The 20345-nt window shown below is 60.3% G+C and carries 20 protein-coding genes; 16 read left to right on the top strand and 4 right to left on the bottom strand.

From position 1 onward, the window contains the following. Positions 1 to 41: 41 nt before the first annotated feature. The 7 genes from panD to AC1RBR_RS22850 all read left to right on the top strand — a co-directional run bounded on the left by panD (position 42) and on the right by AC1RBR_RS22850 (position 10104). Positions 42 to 422 carry an aspartate 1-decarboxylase gene (gene panD, locus AC1RBR_RS22820; protein WP_003228271.1) on the top strand — a complete coding sequence of 127 codons (381 nt, stop codon included), beginning with the start codon at positions 42 to 44 and terminating at the stop codon, positions 420 to 422. A gap of 230 nt (positions 423 to 652) precedes the next feature. Next, a complete protein-coding gene (gene pgi / locus AC1RBR_RS22825) occupies positions 653 to 2317 on the top strand; it encodes a glucose-6-phosphate isomerase (RefSeq protein ID WP_103367305.1) in 1665 nt (554 codons plus the stop codon). Between the two features lie 265 nt (positions 2318 to 2582). Further along, entirely contained in the window at positions 2583 to 4520 is a 1938-nt protein-coding gene (gene acs / locus AC1RBR_RS22830) for an acetate--CoA ligase (RefSeq protein ID WP_492566701.1), read from the top strand. Between the two features lie 51 nt (positions 4521 to 4571). After that, positions 4572 to 5444 (top strand): oxygenase MpaB family protein, encoded by an 873-nt coding sequence (locus AC1RBR_RS22835; protein ID WP_492566703.1) that lies wholly within the window; start codon positions 4572 to 4574, stop codon positions 5442 to 5444. Positions 5445 to 5629: 185 nt separating this feature from the next. Continuing rightward, positions 5630 to 6646 carry a class I SAM-dependent rRNA methyltransferase gene (locus AC1RBR_RS22840; protein ID WP_492566705.1) on the top strand — a complete coding sequence of 339 codons (1017 nt, stop codon included), beginning with the start codon at positions 5630 to 5632 and terminating at the stop codon, positions 6644 to 6646. A 213-nt stretch (positions 6647 to 6859) separates the two neighbouring features. After that, a complete protein-coding gene (locus AC1RBR_RS22845; protein ID WP_492566707.1) occupies positions 6860 to 9808 on the top strand; it encodes a DUF748 domain-containing protein in 2949 nt (982 codons plus the stop codon). Then, positions 9808 to 10104: a DUF2845 domain-containing protein gene (locus AC1RBR_RS22850; protein ID WP_481395804.1), complete on the top strand. Its 297-nt coding sequence runs from the start codon at positions 9808 to 9810 to the stop codon at positions 10102 to 10104. The genes AC1RBR_RS22845 and AC1RBR_RS22850 overlap by 1 nt, the downstream gene beginning before the upstream one ends. Before the next feature lie 270 nt (positions 10105 to 10374). Here AC1RBR_RS22850 and AC1RBR_RS22855 read toward each other — a convergent pair whose 3' ends face one another. Both AC1RBR_RS22855 and AC1RBR_RS22860 read right to left on the bottom strand, forming a co-directional pair. Further along, positions 10375 to 10731, bottom strand: coding sequence for a BON domain-containing protein (locus tag AC1RBR_RS22855; RefSeq protein WP_047600285.1), 357 nt, complete (start codon positions 10729 to 10731; stop codon positions 10375 to 10377). A gap of 296 nt (positions 10732 to 11027) precedes the next feature. Continuing rightward, positions 11028 to 11468, bottom strand: coding sequence for a pilin (locus AC1RBR_RS22860; RefSeq protein ID WP_027614108.1), 441 nt, complete (start codon positions 11466 to 11468; stop codon positions 11028 to 11030). A 228-nt stretch (positions 11469 to 11696) separates the two neighbouring features. Here AC1RBR_RS22860 and pilB point away from each other — a divergent pair, with 228 nt between their 5' ends. Genes pilB through yacG form a run of 5 tightly spaced genes read left to right on the top strand, consistent with a single transcriptional unit; the run spans position 11697 to position 16305 of the window. Further along, positions 11697 to 13397 carry a type IV-A pilus assembly ATPase PilB gene (gene pilB, locus AC1RBR_RS22865; protein WP_492566709.1) on the top strand — a complete coding sequence of 567 codons (1701 nt, stop codon included), beginning with the start codon at positions 11697 to 11699 and terminating at the stop codon, positions 13395 to 13397. Positions 13398 to 13399: 2 nt separating this feature from the next. Beyond that, complete coding sequence (locus AC1RBR_RS22870; RefSeq protein WP_492566711.1) at positions 13400 to 14617, top strand: type II secretion system F family protein; 1218 nt, start codon at positions 13400 to 13402, stop codon at positions 14615 to 14617. A gap of 1 nt (position 14618) precedes the next feature. Then, the gene (locus tag AC1RBR_RS22875; protein WP_492566713.1) at positions 14619 to 15491 is read left to right on the top strand and encodes a prepilin peptidase; all 873 of its coding nucleotides are present in this window, start codon (positions 14619 to 14621) and stop codon (positions 15489 to 15491) included. Then, positions 15488 to 16111 carry a dephospho-CoA kinase gene (gene coaE, locus AC1RBR_RS22880; protein ID WP_086792846.1) on the top strand — a complete coding sequence of 208 codons (624 nt, stop codon included), beginning with the start codon at positions 15488 to 15490 and terminating at the stop codon, positions 16109 to 16111. The genes AC1RBR_RS22875 and coaE overlap by 4 nt, the downstream gene beginning before the upstream one ends. Beyond that, positions 16108 to 16305 carry a DNA gyrase inhibitor YacG gene (gene yacG / locus AC1RBR_RS22885; RefSeq protein ID WP_003228296.1) on the top strand — a complete coding sequence of 66 codons (198 nt, stop codon included), beginning with the start codon at positions 16108 to 16110 and terminating at the stop codon, positions 16303 to 16305. Before coaE ends, yacG begins: the two co-directional genes overlap by 4 nt. A gap of 6 nt (positions 16306 to 16311) precedes the next feature. On the opposite strand, the gene AC1RBR_RS22890 is transcribed toward yacG, so the two are convergent. Both AC1RBR_RS22890 and AC1RBR_RS22895 read right to left on the bottom strand, forming a co-directional pair. Further along, positions 16312 to 16527 carry a hypothetical protein gene (locus AC1RBR_RS22890; protein WP_003228298.1) on the bottom strand — a complete coding sequence of 72 codons (216 nt, stop codon included), beginning with the start codon at positions 16525 to 16527 and terminating at the stop codon, positions 16312 to 16314. Between the two features lie 65 nt (positions 16528 to 16592). Continuing rightward, on the bottom strand, positions 16593 to 17282 hold the full coding sequence (locus tag AC1RBR_RS22895) for an energy-coupling factor ABC transporter permease (RefSeq protein ID WP_492566714.1): 690 nt from the start codon (positions 17280 to 17282) through the stop codon (positions 16593 to 16595). A gap of 196 nt (positions 17283 to 17478) precedes the next feature. Here AC1RBR_RS22895 and AC1RBR_RS22900 point away from each other — a divergent pair, with 196 nt between their 5' ends. The 4 genes from AC1RBR_RS22900 (at position 17479) to AC1RBR_RS22915 (ending at position 20216) form a co-directional block, all read left to right on the top strand. Further along, positions 17479 to 18105 carry a DUF1780 domain-containing protein gene (locus tag AC1RBR_RS22900; RefSeq protein ID WP_025108806.1) on the top strand — a complete coding sequence of 209 codons (627 nt, stop codon included), beginning with the start codon at positions 17479 to 17481 and terminating at the stop codon, positions 18103 to 18105. Next, positions 18102 to 18629, top strand: coding sequence for an MOSC domain-containing protein (locus AC1RBR_RS22905; RefSeq protein WP_103367298.1), 528 nt, complete (start codon positions 18102 to 18104; stop codon positions 18627 to 18629). Before AC1RBR_RS22900 ends, AC1RBR_RS22905 begins: the two co-directional genes overlap by 4 nt. 51 nt (positions 18630 to 18680) lie before the next feature. Beyond that, positions 18681 to 18854, top strand: coding sequence for a DUF3094 domain-containing protein (locus AC1RBR_RS22910; protein ID WP_007909875.1), 174 nt, complete (start codon positions 18681 to 18683; stop codon positions 18852 to 18854). Between the two features lie 63 nt (positions 18855 to 18917). Next, the gene (locus AC1RBR_RS22915; protein ID WP_095140057.1) at positions 18918 to 20216 is read left to right on the top strand and encodes an NAD(P)/FAD-dependent oxidoreductase; all 1299 of its coding nucleotides are present in this window, start codon (positions 18918 to 18920) and stop codon (positions 20214 to 20216) included. The last annotated feature ends 129 nt before the right edge of the window (positions 20217 to 20345 follow it).

Raw genomic sequence — 20345 nt, forward strand, 5'->3', positions numbered from 1 at the left:
GCACACTGCCCGCCGTTTGCTTCCAACCCGGGAAATCCCTCATGCACGCCATCATGCTCAAGGCCAAACTGCACCGCGCCGAAGTCACTCACGCGGTACTCGATTACGAAGGTTCCTGCGCCATTGATGGCGAATGGCTGGACTTGTCCGGCATCCGTGAGTACGAGCAGATCCAGATCTATAACGTCGACAACGGCGAGCGCTTCACCACCTACGCGATTCGTGGCGAAGAAGGTTCGCGGATGATTTCTGTCAACGGCGCAGCCGCGCATAAAGCCAAGGTCGGCGACCGCGTGATCATTTGCGCCTACGCCCATTACAGCGAAGCGGAACTGCTCAATTTCAAGCCGCGCATGCTTTACATGGCGCCGGGCAATGAGCTCAGCCACACCAGCAACGCCATTCCGGTTCAGGTGGCCTGAGCCGCTTCGACGCGTCACTCCCCTTCCGTTGGTCGGCCCGTTCCCGGTATTGATGTTAAAAAAGTACAGGGAACAGGTCAGAAGAAGTCAAGACAGATCGCAGCGCGAGGTTTACTGTATTCGCCCTGCGTTGAAAAATCGTGTCGACGTATTTGACCCTCGCCCAAACATGGCGTATCGGTCTGTTCTGTGTTCAAAAGGCCGTTCAAGTAAAAAGGAAAACCGCAGCGATGGCGTACTACCGCACTCCTCATGACGTTACCGCTCTGCCTGCCTGGCAAGCGTTGAAAGATCACCGCCAAGCCATGCAGGATTTCAGCATGCGCGAAGCCTTCAACGCCGATCCGCAGCGCTTCAATCAGTTCACCCTCAGCAGCTGCGGACTGTTTCTCGATTATTCGAAGAACCTGATCAACGCCGAGACCCGCAACCTGCTGGTGGGTCTGGCCAATGAAGTCGATCTGAAAGGCGCGATCAAAGCGCTGTTCGACGGCGAAATCGTCAACGCCTCCGAAGGCCGCCCGGCGCTGCACACCGCCCTGCGCCGTCCGGTAGGCGACAAGCTGTCGGTCAACGGCGTCAACGTGATGCCGGAAGTGCACAAGGTGCTGAACCAGATCACTGATCTGGTCGGCCGCATCCACGACGGTCTGTGGCGTGGTTACACCGAGAAGCCGATCACTGACGTGGTCAACATCGGCATCGGTGGCTCGTTCCTCGGCCCGGAGCTGGTCTCCGAAGCGCTGTTGTCCTACGCGCAGAAAGGCGTGCGTTGCCATTACCTGGCGAACATCGACGGCAGCGAGTTCCACGAACTGACGCAAAAGCTGCGCGCCGAAACCACGCTGTTCATCGTTTCGTCGAAATCCTTCAACACCCTCGAAACCCTGAAGAACGCGCAGGCCGCCCGCGCCTGGTATCTGGCTCAGGGCGGTTCCGAAGCCGAGCTGTATCGCCACTTCATCGCGGTATCGAGCAACAACGCTGCGGCAGTCGCGTTCGGCATCCGTGAAGAAAACATCTTCCCGATGTGGGACTGGGTCGGCGGTCGTTACTCGCTGTGGTCGGCCATCGGTCTGCCGATTGCCCTGGCCATCGGCATGTCCAACTTCAAGGAACTGCTGTCCGGTGCCTACACCATGGACCAGCATTTCCAGAGCGCACCGTTCGAACAGAACATGCCGGTGCTGCTGGCCCTGCTCGGCGTGTGGTACGGCAACTTCTGGGGCGCGCAAAGCCACGCGATCCTGCCTTACGACCACTACCTGCGCAACATCACCAAGCACTTGCAACAGCTGGACATGGAATCCAACGGCAAGAGCGTGCGTCAGGACGGCACCTCGGTGTCGACCGATACCGGCCCGGTGATCTGGGGCGGCGTCGGCTGCAACGGTCAACACGCCTATCACCAGTTGCTGCACCAGGGCACCCAACTGATCCCGGCCGATTTCATCGTGCCGATCGTCAGCTTCAACCCGGTCTCCGATCACCATCAGTGGCTGTACGCCAACTGCCTGTCGCAGAGCCAGGCGCTGATGCTCGGCAAGACCCTGCCGGAAGCCGAAGCCGAACTGCGCGAAAAAGGCATGAGCGAAGAGCAGGTGCACAAACTCGCGCCGCACAAGGTGATCCCGGGCAACCGTCCGAGCAACACCCTTGTGGTCGAACGCATCAGCCCGCGTCGCCTCGGCGCGCTGGTCGCCATGTATGAGCACAAAGTGTTCGTGCAGAGCGTGGTCTGGGGCATCAACGCCTTCGACCAGTGGGGCGTGGAACTGGGCAAGGAACTGGGCAAAGGCGTTTACAACCGTCTGGTCGGCAATGATGAAACCGTCGCTGACGATGCTTCCACCCAGGGCCTGATCAACTACTTCCGCGGTCGTCACCGCGGGTGATTTGAAAGCAAAACCCACAGGATTTGGATCAACCAGAATCCTGTGGGCAAGCAAATTCCCTTGTAGGAGTGAGCCTGCTCGCGATAGCGGTATGTCTTTAAGCATTGATGTTGACTGACACCCCGCTATCGCGAGCAGGCTCACTCCTACAGTTGTTTTGGGTACATCTGAATTCAATACCAGCCATCAGATTCCTGATGCGGCTTGAACCCTTGGCCCTCTCGGCGCATCTTTATTCTTCGCACAACAAGAATAAGGAACCGTCATGTTCGATATCAGCACGTTCCCCAAAGCCGATGCCGTCCGCCGGGCTGCGCAGTTGAGTCAGGACGACTACAAGCGCCTGTACCGCGAATCGATTGAACACCCCAGCACCTTCTGGGCCGAACAGGCCTCCCGCTTCCTCGACTGGAGCACACCGTGGCAGACCGTTCAGCGCTACGACCTGAAAACCGGTGAAGCGGCCTGGTTTGCCGGCGGCCAACTGAACGTCAGTTACAACTGCATCGACCGCCACCTCGCCCAGCGCGGCGAGCAGACCGCGATCCTCTGGGAAGGCGACGACCCGGCCGAATCAGCACGGATCACCTACAAAAAACTCCACCATCACGTCTGCCGCCTGGCCAATGTGCTGAAAAGCCGTGGGGTGAAAAAAGGTGATCGGGTGTGCATCTACATGCCGATGATCCCCGAGGCGGCCTACGCCATGCTCGCCTGCGCGCGGATCGGCGCGATTCACTCGGTGGTGTTCGGCGGCTTCTCCCCGGATTCATTGCGTGACCGCATCCTCGACGCCGACTGCCGCACCGTGATCACCGCCGATGAAGGCGTGCGCGGCGGCAAGTTCGTGCCGCTCAAGCACAACGTCGACAAGGCCCTGCAAAGCTGCCCGGACGTCAGCACCGTCGTTGTAGTCGAGCGCACCCAAGGCAAAGTCGATTGGGTCGAGGGCCGCGACCTCTGGTATCACCAGGCCGTGCGCGACGTCAGCGATGATTGCCCGCCGGAACCGATGGACGCCGAAGACCCGCTGTTCATCCTCTACACCTCCGGCAGCACCGGCAAACCCAAAGGCGTGCTGCACACCACTGGCGGCTACCTGCTGCAAGCGGCGATGACCTTCAAATACGTGCTCGATTACCGCGAGGGCGAGGTGTTCTGGTGCACCGCCGACGTCGGCTGGGTCACCGGCCACAGTTACATCGTCTACGGCCCGCTGGCCAACGGCGCGACCACGCTGATCTTCGAAGGCGTGCCGAGTTATCCGAGCACTTCGCGCTTCTGGCAGGTGATCGACAAACACCACGTCAACATCTTCTACACCGCGCCGACGGCTCTGCGCGCGTTGATGCGTGAAGGTGCCGAACCGTTAAAGGAAACGTCGCGCGCCAGCCTCAGATTACTCGGCAGCGTCGGTGAGCCGATCAACCCGGAAGCGTGGGAATGGTACTTCAACGTGGTAGGCGAGCAGCGCTGCCCGATTGTCGATACCTGGTGGCAGACCGAAACCGGCGGGATCATGCTCAGCCCATTGGTCAGTGCACAACGCATCAAACCGGGTTGCGCCACGCAGCCGATGTTCGGCGTGCAACCGGTACTGCTCGATGAGCACGGCAAAGAGATCAAAGGCGCCGGCAGCGGCGTGCTGGCGATCAAATCCAGCTGGCCGGCGCAGATCCGCAGCGTCTACGGCGATCCGCAAAGAATGGTCGACACCTATTTCAAACCCTACCCCGGCTATTACTTCACCGGTGACGGCGCACGCCGCGACGAGGACGGCGATTACTGGATCACCGGGCGCATCGACGACGTGATCAACGTCTCCGGCCACCGCATCGGCACCGCCGAAGTGGAAAGCGCGCTGGTGCTGCACGACAGCATCGCCGAGGCGGCCGTGGTCGGTTACCCGCACGACGTCAAAGGCCAGGGCATCTACGCCTTCGTCACGCCCATGAACGGCGTCGAGCCGAGCGATGAGCTGAAGAAGCAACTGCTGGCCCACGTCAGCAAGGAAATCGGCAGCTTCGCCAAACCGGACCTGATCCAGTGGGCGCCGGCCTTGCCGAAAACCCGTTCAGGCAAGATCATGCGGCGGATCCTGCGCAAGATCGCCTGCAACGAACTCGACAGCCTCGGCGACACTTCGACCCTGGCCGACCCGAGCGTGGTGCAGGGCCTGATCGACAAGCGCCTGAATCAGTAACGTCTGCGGCGCGGTCAACCGGCCGCGCCCGTCCACCCGCAATGAGTTGTCATGGAATTCATCCGCAGCCGTATCGAACAGCAACTCATGAGCCTGACCGGGCTGTCGCTCGGTCAGCTTGACCTGGAAAATCCCAAGGGCGATCCCGGGCTGTTCGGCCCGGACTCGATCAGTTGGCAAGTGCACGGCGATTTCAGCAGCATGCTGATCGGCGGCATCAGCGCGTTGTTGCTGCAAGCCCTGCATCCGCTGGCGCTGGCCGGGGTCTGGGATCATTCGAACTTTCGTCAGGACATGCTTGGACGCCTGCGCCGCACCAGCCAGTTTGTCTCCGGCACCACCTTCGGCTCGCGCCGCGACGCCGAATGGCTGATCGACAAAGTGCGCACCATTCACCTGCAAGTGGTCGGTACCGCACCGGATGGCCGGCCCTACGCGGCCAGCGATCCGGACCTGCTGACCTGGGTGCATGTGGCCGAGGTCAGCAACTTCCTCGCCGCGCATTTGCGTTACCGCAACCCGCAGCTGTCGTTGGCGGATCAGGATCGCTACTACGCGGAAATTGCCGTGGTTGCCGAGCGCCTGGGTGCGCGGGATGTGCCGAAATCGCGGCAGGCCGTGGCCGACTACCTGCAACGCATGCGCCCGCAATTGCTCTGTGATGAACGCAGCCGCGAAGTCCTGCGCCTGCTGCTTGATGCCCCAGCCCCGAGCGTGCTGGCGCGGCCATTTGGCGATTTGATGATGAAGGCCGGCATCGATCTGTTGCCGGACTGGGCCAGCGCCATGTTCGGCATACGGCAGAAGCCGCTGCAACGCCAGTTGATCCGCGCCAGCGTCAAGCGCAGCGCGCCGATGCTGCGCTGGGCGATGCGCAACGGGTCGGTGCAACGGGCGCAGCGGCGAATGGGTCTGTTGAGCTGATCCATACTCAAAACCCTGTGGCGAGGGAGCTTGCTCCCGCTGGGTTGCGCAGCGATCCTCGGAATGTTGCGAGCGCTTCGCACTCGAGCGGGAGCAAGCTCCCTCGCCACAGATCTGCGCAATGTCTCAGGGCATCGGTAACTGCTAAACTCCCGCGCCCACATTCTCACCAGCAAGGCGCACGCATGTCTTCCTTGAATCAGGCGCTGCGCGCCGCCCTCGATAAACGCCAGGATCTGCTCGCTGAGCTGCACAGCCAGGGCACCGATTGCTATCGGCTGTTCCACGGCAGCCAGGAAGGCGCCGGTGGCCTGACCGTCGACCGCTACGGCCCGCAATTGCTGGTGCAGAGTTTTCACCAGACCCTGGAGCGTGACGACCTGCTGCAACTGCACACCATGGTCAATCAGACCTTGGGCTTCGAAACCCTGCTGGTCTACAACGACCGCTCCCGCGGCAACTCGCGGATCGATCGCGAAGACAGCGTCTACAAAGCCGACGCCGCCGCGCTGGCCGATCTGGTCGGACACGAATGGGGCCTGAACTATCGCGTGCGCGGTCGGCATGCCGGGCAGGATCCGCTGCTGTTCCTCGATCTGCGCAACACCCGGGGCTGGGTCAAGGATCACGCCAAGGGCAAAAGCGTGCTCAACCTGTTTGCCTACACCTGCGGCGTCGGCCTGAGTGCCGCTGCCGGTGGCGCGCGTGAGGTGTGCAATCTGGATTTCGCCGAAGGCAATCTGGCAGTCGGCCGAGAAAACGGTCTGCTCAACCCGCAATTGCCCGAGATGCAATTCATCCAGTCCGATTACTTCCCGGCGATCCGTCAGCTCGCCGGCCTGCCGATCAGCCAGCGACGCGGGCAGAAACTGCCGAGCTATCAGCGCCTCGAACAGCGCCAATACGATCTGGTGCTGCTCGACCCACCGGCTTGGGCCAAGAGCGCGTTCGGCACCGTCGACCTGCTGCGCGACTATCAGAGCCTGCTCAAGCCGGCGCTGCTGACCACCGCCGACAACGGCGTGCTGATCTGCTGCAACAACCTGGCAAAAGTCAGCATGGACGATTGGCGTGAACAGGTCCTGCGTTGCGCCGAGAAGGCCGGGCGACCGGTGCGCGAATGGAGCGTGATGACTCCGGGCGCGGACTTCCCGTCCATGGACCAGCAACCGCCGCTGAAAACCCTGATCCTGCAGCTGTAAACCCAGAGCGCGGCACACGACCTGTGGGAGCGGGCTTGCTCGCGAATGCGGTGCATCAGTTAACAACGAAGTTGACTGACACCCCGCATTCGCGAGCAAGCCCGCTCCCACATTGTTTTGCGATCCTACAGAACAATCTGAACAATCCTGCCCCACGCGAGGTACTTCGGAACCAGAATCGCGTGCCATACTCCAAGGCACTCCGATTCAGAGATGAAGCCGCACATGCCCAAAGGATTGATTCGCGCGATTGGCGCCTTGTTGACTGCTCTGGCCCTCTACAGCCTGCTGGGGTTTCTGATTTTGCCGGGCATCGCCCTGCGTATCGCCAACCAGCAACTGGCGAACTACGCCACGGTGCCTGCGCATATCCAGCGCATCGAACTCAATCCGTTCAGCCTTGAAGTCACCCTGTGGGGCCTGGTCGTCGGTGAGCCAGGCAAGGAGCAGGTCGGCTTCGAGCGGCTGTACGCCAACCTGCAACTCGACAGCCTGTGGACCAAAGCGCTGCACCTGGCGGACATCGAACTGGACAAGCCGAAGACCGAAATCCTCTTCGCCAAGGACGGCCAGCTCAATCTGCTGGGCCTGTTCAAGATTCCCGCCAGCGAACCGACCCCGGCCGACCCGAATGCCAAGCCGTTCCCGCTGCGCATCGATCGCATCCAGCTGGCCGGCGGCAACGTACATTTCCAGGACGCGCGGCCGAGTGAACCGATCGAGTTCATCTACGACAAACTCGACTTCGAGCTGAAAAACCTCAGCACCCTCCCCGACGATAACGCCGACATGACCTTGATCGCCGCCGGCCCGGCCGGTGGGCAGATCGACTGGAAAGGCAACTTCAGCCTGATCCCGTTCACCTCCGAAGGCACCTTGAAAGTCACCGACGGCAAGATGAAGTCCTTCTGGCCTTACGTGCGTGACGCGCTGCCGCTGGTGCTCGAAGACGGCGTGCTGAATCTCAGCACCGAGTACAAGCTGAATCTGTCGAAAGAAACCGAACTGCTATTGAACAACGTCGCAGTCAGCATTGCACCATTCGCGATCAAGGCGCCGGACGGCCGCCCGTTGGCGAAACTTGAACGCCTTGATGTCAGCGAGACCTCACTGGACCTGGCCAAGCAGCAAGTGGTGGTTGGCAAGATCCGCAGCAACAAGCTGGAAACCTGGGCCGCGCTCGAAGCCGACGGCCAGCTCGACTGGCAGAAGCTGTTCGCCAGCCAGCCATCGAAACCTGCCGCCAAGGCCGCCGCCGAACCCAGGACCGCTCCGGCCGCCGCCGACTCGCCGAAAGAGCCGGCCGCGCCGAGCAAGCCCTGGCAAGTGCTGCTCAAAGACGTCCAGCTACGCAACTACACCGTGCATCTCGCCGACCGCTCGGCCAACCCGCCGGTGGCACTGGATGTGACGCCGCTGAACATTGATCTGCAGGATTTCGACAGCCTCAACGGCTCGCCCTTCAAGGTCAGACTCGACAGCGGTCTGGGCAAACAAGGCAAGATCAACGCCGACGGGGTGGTCAACCTTGCGCCGGTCACCGCCCAGCTCAACGTGAAAACCCAGGACATCGACCTGCGCGTCGCACAGTCCTACATCAATCCGTTCATTCGCCTGGAGCTGCGCAGCGGCATGCTCGGCAGCGACCTCAAGGTCAACCTCAAGAGCACCGAACCACTGGCACTCGGCGTGACCGGGCGTGCGCAAATCGATCAACTGCACACCCTCGACACCCTGAAAACCCGCGACTTCCTCAAGTGGCAGCAAGTGGTGGTTGAAGGCATCAACTATCAACACGGTGACAGCCTGTCGATCGACAAGGTCAACCTGTTCCAGCCGTACGCGCGGTTCATGATCAACGATGACCGCACCACCAACATCGACGACCTGCTGATCCCGCAGCCTGCCGACAATGGTGCGAAAAACGCCGCGGCGAAGCCGGCCAGCAAGGACAAGCCGCTGGGCATTCACATCGGCGCGATTGCTATCAACGACGGCTCGGCCAACTTCGCCGACTTCAGCCTGACGCCGAATTTCGCTACGGCAGTTCAACAGCTCAACGGCCAGATCGGCACCATCGACAGTCGTCAGGCGAAACCGGCGAGCGTCGACATCAAGGGCAAGGTCGATCGCTATGCACCAGTGACCATCAAAGGCGCGGTCAATCCGTTTGATCCGATGGCCAGTCTCGACATCGCCACCAGTTTCAAACGCGTCGAGCTGACCACCCTGACCCCGTATTCCGGCAAGTTCGCCGGTTACCGCATCCGCAAGGGCCGGCTCAACCTCGACCTGCACTACCTGATCACCAAGGGCCAGTTGAAGGCTGAAAACAAAGTGGTGGTCGAGCAACTGCAACTCGGCGAGAAAGTCGACAGCCCGGATGCCGTGAGCCTGCCGCTGAAACTGGCGATTGCCCTGCTCAAGGACGTCGATGGCAAGATTTCCATCGAACTGCCGGTGACCGGCGACCTCAATAACCCGCAGTTCAGCGTGATGCCGATTGTCTGGCAGACCCTGCGCAACCTGATCGTCAAAGCGGCTGCCGCGCCGTTCAAGCTGATTGGCGGACTGGTCAGCGGCGGTGGCTCCGAGGATCTCGGTACCGTGTCCTTTGCCGCGGGTTCAAGCGAGCTGAGCAAGGACGCCGAATCAGCGCTGGACAAACTGTCCCAGGCCCTCAAGGAACGTCCGGCCCTGCGCCTGGAAATCGAAGGCACCGCCGCGCAAAGCAGCGACGGCCCGTTGATCGCCGAACAACGCCTGGAGCGCGAATACCAGTACAACTACTACAAGATGCTCCAGCGCCGTGGCGACAAGGTGCCGGCGCAAGCGTCCCTGCTGCAAGTGCCGGAAAGCGAGAAAGGCCCGCTGCTTGAAGGCATCTACCGTACCCGTCTGAAAACCCAGCCTCCGGCCGAATGGAAGGATCTTGGCAAGGAAGAACGCACGGCGAAAATGCGTGATGGCGTGATCAAGTTCTGGAGCTCCAGCGATGTGCTGCTGCGACAGCTGGGTCAGGAACGCGCCAGCAGCATCAAGGACTATCTGGTCGACAAAGGTCAACTGGCGGATGACCGGGTGTACTTCATCGATGCCAATCTGGGTGAAGCCGAAAGCGATGGCCGAGTGGTGACGCAAATGCATCTGGACGCCGAATGATGAACCACAAATGGCTGCTTGCGCTGACGCTGGTGCTCGCCGCCAGCCCGGCTCTGGCCTCTGACACGCTGCGCTGTGGCAGCCAGTTGGTCAGTCTCGGCGACCGCGCCAGCGAAGTGCTGCAGAAGTGTGGCGAACCGGTCAGCCGCGATGTCCTCGGCTATAAGCGCAGCGCCAACCGCCGCGAAGAGTTTCAGGTCGAGGAATGGACCTACGGCCCGAGCAACGGCATGTACCAGTACCTGCGCTTTGAAGGCAATCGTCTGCGGCAGATCAACAGCAAACGCGGTAACTGAACCACAACCTGTATCCCCTGTGGGAGCGGGCTTGCTCGCGAATACGGTGTGTCAGTGATGAATAGGCATGCTGACACACCGCATTCGCGAGCAAGCCCGCTCCCACATTTCGTTTTTTATCACCCGAAAATAGAACAGGCCCCGACACAAGTGGCGGGGCCCGTAATGGTCACATCCGTGTGACCGTTCGCATGAACTCTAAAATTGCGGCAGACGTATTGCTCGGCCCGTCTGTCGCGTCTTCTCCCGGTCCAGGCGAGAAGTCATGCCTTACTCGGCTTTCAGGCCGTCAGCGGAGACCGCTTTGACGCCTTTGATTTTCTTGGCGATCGCCACAGCTACGTCTTTCTGCGATTCAGTTACAGCAGTAGTCGACGAAAGCGATACAACGCCTTTGTTGGTTTCTACTTTGATGTCGGTACCAGGAATGCCTTTTTCGGTGACCAGGTCAGCTTTGACTTTGGTGGTGATCCAAGTGTCAGAAGTAGCTTCTTTAGCCTGGGTGACTTCACCGGCAGCCAGAGTCATTGGAGCCTGAGTAGCTTGGGTGGATTGTGCAAAAGCACCGGAAGCCATGGTCAGGGTCAGCGCGGTAGCAGCAGCGGCAGTGATAGCGAACTTCTTCATACGAGTAACTCCTGTTTTTCTGGAAAGTCTGCTGGTTGTCTTGTCAGCAGGGTTACTGGGTATATTGCGAACGCTGTGCCAACTTTTCGAAAGACAATAAATCGTTATAAATCAAATAGTTATGAATTAAGCAAATTTTCGGAATCATGCATTTTGCATGACATGTGCATTATCGACATGCAAGTTGCGGTTTTTCGGAAAGTTCCTAACACGCTGAAATTATTGAAGCTTTTTCCAGTGCCAAAACACAAAAAAAATGCCCCGCAAAGCGAGGCATTTGCCTTCAGACCATCGCATCAAGTGCCGCTGGCGGTGCAGCCTTTTGGTGAATAGTCAGCATTGACTGTCGTGGCGCAGGTCCACACACCAGAGGTGTTGCCTGTTGCGGCACCCGAGCGACTGAGTGTGATGGTTTTGCCTAAGACAGGACCCGGTGCGTTCACCAGTGTGCAAGTGATCGAGCCGGCACCGGTCGAGGCAGTTCCCGACGCCGCCAATGTGCAGTTCGAAGTGGTGGCTGAAGCGCCCCCCGCCACCAGTGTCAGCGTAGGGTCAGTACCTTGATTGATGGTGTCTTCGAACGGCACCTTCAGCGCGCTGATTTCGGCCAGACCTGCCGTCACCTTCGAACGCGCCTGATACTTGGAGTATTGCGGCAGGGCGATAGTCGCCAGAATACCGATGATCGCCACCACGATCAGCAGCTCGATCAAAGTGAAACCTTTTTGGTTGTTCATAGACAGGCTCTCCATGCATGAGTCGGAATCTCATGATCTGCAAAGGGCTCAGCATAGGCCGTGCCAACCGCTTGCAGACCCCGTGCGCTCGGCATAAAGGCGCCGTGTCGCGCTTTCCTACAACCCGTAACCGCACTATCTGACACTTTTTGTCACCTGTACCGGGCGTGTTTGGCGCTGTCACTTGACTAGGCTATAAGTCATGAACTGTCTGCATCCGGAATCCCCATGAATGACATCGCTCTGAGCGGACTGGCCAAGCAATTGGTACAGGCCGAACTGCTTACGGAAAAAAGCGCCCAGCAGGCCTGGCAGCAGGCGCAGCGCAATCGGCTGTCGCTGGTCAGTTACCTGGTACAGAACAAACTGGTGAAGAGCTCACAGGTCGCCGAGATTGCTTCCGAGCATTTCGGCATGGCCTTCATGGACCTCAATTGCCTGGACAAGGAAACCCAGCCCAAAGGCCTGGTCAGTGAAAAACTGGTGCGCCAGCACCACGCCCTGCCCTTGTGGCGTCGTGGCAACAAGCTGTTCGTGGGCATTTCCGACCCGAGCAATCATCAGGCGATCAATGACATTCAGTTCAGCACCGGGCTGAGCACCGAAGCCATTCTGGTGGAGGACGACAAGCTCACCGAGGCCATCGAGAAATTCTTCGACACCCACGCCAGCGGCCTCGAAGAAATGGCCGACGTCGATCTCGACGGCGTGGATGTCGAGTCCGTCGACGACAGCCGCCAGGACGCCATCGGCGGACTCGACGCCGATGACGCGCCGGTCGTGCGTTTCGTGCACAAGATGCTGCTCGACGCGATCAAGAGTGGCTCCTCCGACCTGCACTTCGAACCTTACGAAAAGACCTTCCGGGTGCGGGTGCGCACCGATGGCATCCTGCGCGAGGTGGCCAAACCGCCGATCCAGTTGGCCGGGCGAATCGCCGCACGCCTGAAAGTCATGGCTAGCCTCGACATCTCGGAACGGCGCAAACCCCAGGACGGGCGGATCAAGATGCGCCTGTCGAAGAGCAAGTCCATCGACTTCCGGGTCAACACCCTGCCGACCCTGTGGGGCGAAAAAGTGGTGATCCGGATTCTCGACCCGTCCAGCGCGCAGATCGGCATCGATGCATTGGGTTACGAACCGGCGCAGAAAGAACTGTACCTGGCCGCGCTCAAGCAGCCGCAGGGGATGATTCTGGTAACCGGACCTACGGGCTCGGGGAAAACCGTGTCGCTGTACACCGGCCTGAATATTCTCAACACCGTCGACATCAACATTTCCACCGCCGAAGATCCGGTAGAAATCAACATGGAAGGCATCAACCAGGTCAACGTCAATCCCAAGCAGGGGCTGGATTTTGCTCAGGCCCTGCGTTCGTTTCTGCGGCAGGACCCGGACGTGATCATGGTCGGCGAGATCCGTGACCTGGAAACCGCCGAAATCGCGATCAAGGCCGCGCAGACCGGCCACCTGGTGCTGTCCACGCTGCACACCAACAGCGCCGCCGAAACGCTGACCCGCCTGCACAACATGGGCATTCCCGGGTTCAACATCGCCACCTCGGTGAGCCTGATCATCGCCCAGCGCCTGGCGCGCAAGCTGTGCAGCCACTGCAAGAAACCCATCGAGATCCCCCGCGAAACGCTGATCAAGGAAGGTTTCCCGCCGGAACAGATCGGCGGTTTCACGATCTATGAGCCGGTCGGTTGCGACCTCTGCAATGGCGGCTACAAGGGACGCGTGGGGATTTACGAAGTGGTGAAAAACACCCCGGACCTGCAACGGCTGATCATGGCCGAAGGCAATTCGCTGGAAATCGACAGCCAGATGCGTCGCGACGGCTTCGACGACCTGCGCACCTCTGGCCTGCGCAAGGCCATGCAAGGCATCACCAGCCTGGAAGAAATCAACCGGGTCACCAAGGACTGAACATGGCGGTCAAGGCAGCGAAAATCAGTATCTACGCCTGGGAAGGCACGGATCGCAAAGGCAGCAAGGTCACGGGCGAGTTGAGCGGGCAGAACCCCGCGCTGATCAAGGCCCAGTTGCGCAAGCAGGGGATCAATCCGGGCAAGGTACGGAAGAAATCCACCTCTTTGCTCAGCCTCGGCAAACGCATCAAGGCCCAGGACATCGCCCTGTTCACCCGGCAGATGGCAACCATGATGAAGGCCGGCGTACCGCTGTTGCAGTCGTTCGACATCATTGGCGAAGGCTTCGACAACCCGGCGATGCGCAAACTGGTGGACGAGGTGAAGCAAGAGGTAGCGGCCGGCAACAGCTTCGCCGCAGCCTTGCGCAAGAAGCCGCAGTATTTCGATGAGCTGTATTGCAACCTGGTGGATGCCGGCGAGCAATCGGGCGCCCTCGATACGTTGCTCGAACGGGTCGCGACCTATAAGGAAAAAAGCGAAGCACTCAAGGCCAAGATCAAGAAAGCCCTGACCTACCCCAGCGCCGTGGTGCTGGTGGCAATGGTCGTCACCGGGATTCTGCTGGTAAAAGTGGTGCCGCAGTTTCAGTCGGTATTTTCCGGCTTCGGCGCCGAATTGCCGGCCTTCACCCTGATGGTGATCAGTCTTTCGGAGTTCATGCAGCAATGGTGGTGGGTAGTGCTTGGCGCTCTGATCGCGGCAGTGTTCGGCATCCGCCATGCGCTGAAGAAATCCCAGGCATTGCGCGACCGCAAGGACACCTGGCTGCTGAAGCTGCCGCTGGTGGGCACGCTGATGTACAAATCGGCAGTGGCGCGATTCGCCCGCACCCTGTCGACCACCTTCGCCGCTGGTGTGCCACTGGTGGAGGCACTGGATTCGGTGGCCGGCGCCACCGGCAACGTGGTGTTCAAACGCGCGGTGCAGCGCATCCGTCAGGACGTCGCCACCGGCATGCAGCTGAATTTCTCGATGCGCAGCACCGGAGTCTTCCCCAACATGGCGGTGCAGATGACCGCCATCGGTGAGGAATCGGGCGCGCTGGATGACATGCTCGACAAGGTCGCCGGTTTTTATGAAGAGGAAGTGGATAACATGGTCGACAACCTCACCAGCCTGATGGAGCCGTTCGTCATGGTGGTGCTCGGGGTCATCGTCGGCGGGCTGGTCGTGGCCATGTACCTGCCGATTTTCCAGCTTGGCTCAGCGATCTGACATGCCTATCGACGAACTCTTCAGTTTTTATCCGCTGGCCTTTGTGTGCACCGCCCTGCTGCTGGGTCTGGTGGTCGGCAGTTTTCTCAATGTACTGGTCTGGCGTCTGCCGAAAATGCTCGAGCGCGATTGGCGCCAGCAGGCGCAGGACGTCCTCGGCCTGCCGAGCGAAACACCACTGCCGACCTACAACCTGATGCTGCCGCACTCCGAATGCCCGCACTGCGGCCACCGGATTCGGGCATGGGAAAATATTCCGCTGCTCAGCTATCTGCTTCTGCGAGGGCGCTGCTCCGCGTGTGCCGCCCCCATCAGCAAACGTTATCCCCTGACCGAACTGGCCTGCGGCCTGCTCTCGGCATTCGTCGCCTGGCACTTGGGGTTCGGCTGGCCGGCCGGTCTGTTGATCGTCCTCACCTGGGGCCTGCTGGCGATGAGCCTGATCGACACCGAACATCAATTATTGCCCGATGTGCTGGTGTTGCCGTTGTTGTGGCTGGGGCTGATCGTCAACAGTTTCGGGCTGTTCGTCTCGCTGCACGCGGCGTTGTGGGGTGCGGTGGCCGGTTACATGGCGCTGTGGTCGGTGTTCTGGCTGTTCAAGCTGCTGACCGGCAAGGACGGCATCGGCCACGGCGATTTCAAGCTGCTGGCGCTGCTCGGGGCCTGGGGCGGCTGGCAGATTCTGCCGCTGACGATCCTGCTGTCATCGCTGGTGGGGGCGATTGTCGGGGTGATTCTGCTGCGTCTGCGTGAGCAGAAAACCTCGACGCCGATGCCCTTCGGCCCGTATCTGGCAATTGCCGGCTGGATTGCCTTGCTCTGGGGTGGTCAAATAACCGACTTCTATTGGCAGTTTGTCGGTTTGAAATGAATACCCCTGTGGAAAAACCCTGGATTCTCGGCCTGACCGGCGGCATCGGCAGCGGTAAAAGCGCCGCGGCCCAGCACTTCATCGATCTCGGAATCCATGTAGTCGACGCCGATCACGCAGCGCGCTGGGTGGTCGAGCCGGGGCGTCCGGCACTGGCGAAAATTGCCGAACACTTCGGCCCGGGCGTGCTGCAGGCCGATGGCACGCTGGACCGTGCGGCCCTGCGCAAATTGATCTTTGAAGTGCCTGAAGAACGCCGCTGGCTCGAAGCCCTGCTGCATCCGTTGATCGCCGAGGAAATCGCTCACCATCTGGCGCTGGCAAAATCGCCTTATGCGATTCTGGTGTCGCCGTTGCTGATCGAATCCGGGCAGTACGCGATGACCCAAAGAATTCTGGTGATCGATGCCCCGCAACAACTGCAGATCGAACGCACCTTGCAGCGTGACCAGACCAGCGAACAGCAGGTCCAGGCGATCCTCAAGGCCCAGTCCAGCCGCGAAGACCGCGTGAGCCGTGCCGACGATGTGGTGGTCAACGACCGCGACCTCGCCTGGCTGCACAGCGAAGTCGAGCGCCTGCATCACTTTTACCTGACTTTATCCGGAGGCCAGTCATGAGCCCTACAACCGTCGAATGCCCAACCTGCGGCGCCCCCGTGGAATTCACCCCAGAGAACAAATTCCGCCCGTTCTGCTCTGATCGCTGCAAGCTGATCGACCTCGGCGCCTGGGCGTCGGAAGAGCACAAGATTCCGGTCGCCCCGGATGCCGAAGACGAAATGTTCTCCGGCGATTTCGACCCGCGTCACTGATCGCGATCAGGGCCGCATGAAGCCGTAGTCCTGATCGTCGTCGAGGTTTTCCGCGAGAAAGCGCAACTCGTCGGCCAGGTCTTCGGCGTTGCGCACCGTCTTGCTCTGCTGCACCACCGCGCTGAGCAAGGCACGCAAACTCAGGCCCGGATCGAAGCCCACCTCCAGCGCCATGTCCAGACTCTGCCGCGTCTCCTGCCTCGCCCACTCGTAAACACTCATGCCGCTGCTCCTGAAAGAATTTGGCCGAGCATGAAATGCCGCGCGGGGGGCGGATTTGATGTGGATCAAGACTTGGGATCGTCGTCCTTCCACGGCGCCGAAAGGTAGCGGGTGCGGTTGAAGGTTTCCAGCCACTCCGGGCTGAACACCACCAGCGCGCTGATCACCATGCCGTTGATAAAGGCTTCGGGAAAAATCAGCAGCCACAGGTAGCCGATGAAGTCTTCCAGCCATTCCGGCATGGCAAACAGGCCGTCGTACCAGAGCAGGCCCAGACTCAGCGTCAGACATAGCAATGCGGACAACGCTGCGGCAAAGAACCCCGAACAGAAGATATACACAAACGGATTACGCGGCTGGGCGCGCTCGACGAGGATCGCCACACACTCAGTGATCAACACCGGCAACAGGATCAGCAACGTCCCGTTGACCCCGACCGCCGCCAGATCCTGACGTCCGAGCAACACCAGCCCGAGCTGCGCCACCAGCCCGCCGACGATCGCCAGCGGCCAGTCCAGTAACAACGTCACCGCGGTCATGCCGATGAAGTGGTAAGAGACCCCGGTGTCGAAATCCCTGCGCACCATCCACAGCAGAAACAAGGCGAACACCGTGCCGAACAGCAGATGCTGACGACGGCTGTCACTGAACAACTCGACCCACGGCGCACGGCAGATCGCCCACAGCAGCACCGGCAGGTAAATCAGCCAGCCGAGTGTCAGGCTCGTCGAGGACAGCAGGTCTGCACCGATCATGTCTCCCTCACTTTTATCAGGAAAACTCCTACATCCCCTGTAGGAGCTGCCGCAGGCTGCGATCATTTGATATTGCTGTTTGACAGTCAAAAGATCGCAGCCTTCGGCAGCACCTACAAGCGCTTAACGTGCGCCCCGTCAGCATCAGCCAATGCAAAGCTTTCTGCTTGTCGCATTTGAACGCTAAGCTTGGCCTATGGATGACTCAGATTATTTACGCCTGCTGACCATCGCGGCCGAGCAGGCCAATGCGTTCCTGTCCAATGCCCGCAAATGGGAGCGTGAGCGTTGGGTCTGCCAGCGCCTGCTGCAAGGCTTGAACATTCCTTACCGCGTCGATGAGTTCGCCCCCGCCGGGGAGCCGCCGGACGTGCTGTTTCGCGATGCCAATTTCGAAGTGTTCTTCGTTCTCGATGAAGGCCGCCGGCTCAACGACGAATGGCGCGACGAACTGCAACGCCGGCGCAGTGCGTTTTCCCTCAGCCAACTGGTGCGCCGTGAAGCCAAGCCGCGGCGGATCCCGGCCAACGAGTTCCTGTTGCGACTGGCACCGACCTTGCGCAAAAAAGCCCACAACTACAAGGAACGCGGCATGGATCTGGGCGAACTGGACATCATTGCCTTCGCCAGCCTCAAGCGCGAAGTGCTGGACCTCAACAGCCACTTTCCACCGCCCACCGAGTATCTGCGTCAGGGTTGGCGCTCACTGTCGCTGGTCGGCCCGACGTTCGCCCGTGTGTTGTTCGCCCATCCTGATGCGCCGGACTTCCTGCGCAGCAACCTCGGTCGCAGCATCGTCTTCGATGTCGGGATCAGCCTGTGACGCCGCTACAGCAGTTGATCGCCGACGTGCCGCAGACCGGCCGCGTGCGCTGGATCGGCGTACGCCCGGAGTCTCGCGGGCCGATGCTCGAACTTGACGCCGTGGAAGCGCGACTGGAGGCCGGTCTGACCGGCGATCACGCCCGCCCCGGCGTGCGCAATGCCCGACAGGTGACGTTGATTCAGTTTGAACACCTGGCCGTGATCAGCGCGCTGATGGGCCGACCTGAAGATCAACCCGTGAGGCCTGAAGATCTGCGGCGCAATCTGGTCATCAGCGGTATCAACCTGTTCAGTCTCAAGGGGCGGCGTTTTCGCATCGGCCAGGCAATTTTCGAGACCACCGGCTGGTGTCAGCCCTGCGCACGCCTGCAAAACAACCTCGGCCCCGGCACCTTTCAAGCGGTGCGCGGGCATGGCGGAATTACCGCACGAGTGTTACAAAGCGGGATCATTCGCCTCGACGACGGTGTTTCGGTCGAACCGGTTCCGGCCAGTGGCTATGCTGCGTTCAATCCGGGATAAAAACCGCTGTAGCTTCCAAACCTTCAGCAACGTCTACCTGACGAGGCCTTTATGACCAGCCGCCTGAACCCCGAAGACCAGAAGCATGTCGAAGAGTACCTGCAGTTGTCCCAACACCGTGTCGAGCGCCGGCCTTTCCGGCCGTGGATGCTCTTGGTGCTGGTGCTGGCAGTGACCATTGGTCTGGGCCTGCTGAGCCGATTTATCAGTTACCTGACGTTATGAGCAGCATTGCGCTCGCGAAGGTGATTGCACCGATTTCCTTTAAAAACCTTGCGAGTTATCCCTATGTCCCATCGTATTGTTATTGTCGGCGGCGGCGCCGGCGGTCTGGAGTTGGCTACCCGTCTGGGTAAGACTCTGGGCAAGCGCGGCACGGCCAGTGTGATGCTGGTCGACGCAAACCTGACGCACATCTGGAAGCCCCTGCTGCACGAAGTGGCCGCCGGATCGCTGAACTCTTCCGAAGACGAACTCAACTATGTTGCCCAGGCGAAATGGAACCACTTCGAGTTCCAGCTGGGGCGCATGAGCGGACTCGATCGCGCGCAGAAGAAAATCCAGCTGGCCGCCACCTACGACGAGAACGGTGTCGAACTGGTACCGGCGCGTGAAGTGCCCTACGACTCGCTGGTGATCAGCGTCGGCAGCACCACCAACGATTTCGGCACCCAGGGCGCAGCGCAGCACTGCCTGTTCCTCGACACCCGCAAACAGGCCGAACGCTTTCACCAGCAATTGCTCAATCATTACCTGCGCGCGCATGCCGGGCAGACCGATGTGGTCGAACAGATCAGCGTGGCGATTGTTGGTGCCGGCGCCACAGGCGTCGAGCTGGCGGCAGAACTGCACAACGCCGCACATGAACTGGCAGCGTACGGTCTGGACCGAATCAAACCGGAAAACATGCACATCACCTTGATCGAAGCCGGCCCACGGGTGCTGCCAGCGCTGCCAGAGCGCATCAGCGGCCCGGTGCACAAGACTCTGGAGAAACTCGGGGTCAACGTGATGACCAACGCTTCGGTCAGCGAAGTAACCGCTGACAGCCTGATCACCGCCGATGGCAACGTGATCAAGGCCAGCCTGAAAGTCTGGGCCGCCGGGATTCGCGCGCCGGGTTTCCTCAAGGACATCGATGGCCTGGAAACCAACCGCATCAATCAGCTGCAAGTGCTGCCGACGTTGCAGACCACCCGCGACGAAAACATTTTCGCCTTCGGTGACTGCGCCGCGTGCCCGCAACCGGGTTCGGATCGCAACGTGCCGCCGCGTGCACAAGCCGCGCACCAACAGGCATCGCTGCTGGCCAAGTCACTGAAGCTGCGCATCGAGGGCAAAACCCTGCCGGAGTACAAATACACCGACTACGGCTCGCTGATTTCGCTGTCGCGTTTTTCGGCTGTGGGTAACTTGATGGGTAACCTGACGGGCAGTGTGATGCTGGAGGGCTGGCTGGCGCGGATGTTCTATGTGTCGCTGTATCGCATGCACCAGATGGCGCTGTACGGGCCTTTCCGCACGGCGATGCTGATGCTGGGCAGCAAGATCGGTCGCGGCACCGAGCCTCGTCTGAAGCTGCATTGATTTAAAAACGGTGGGAGCGGGCTTGCTCGCGAAAGCGGTGTATCAGTCGACATGAATGTTGAATGACACGACCTCTTCGCGAGCAAGCCCGCTCCCACATTTGTTTCTGCGGTGCGGCGAGGTTTCTCG

The organism is Pseudomonas sp. GW823-FHT01D03 (assembly GCF_058798255.1).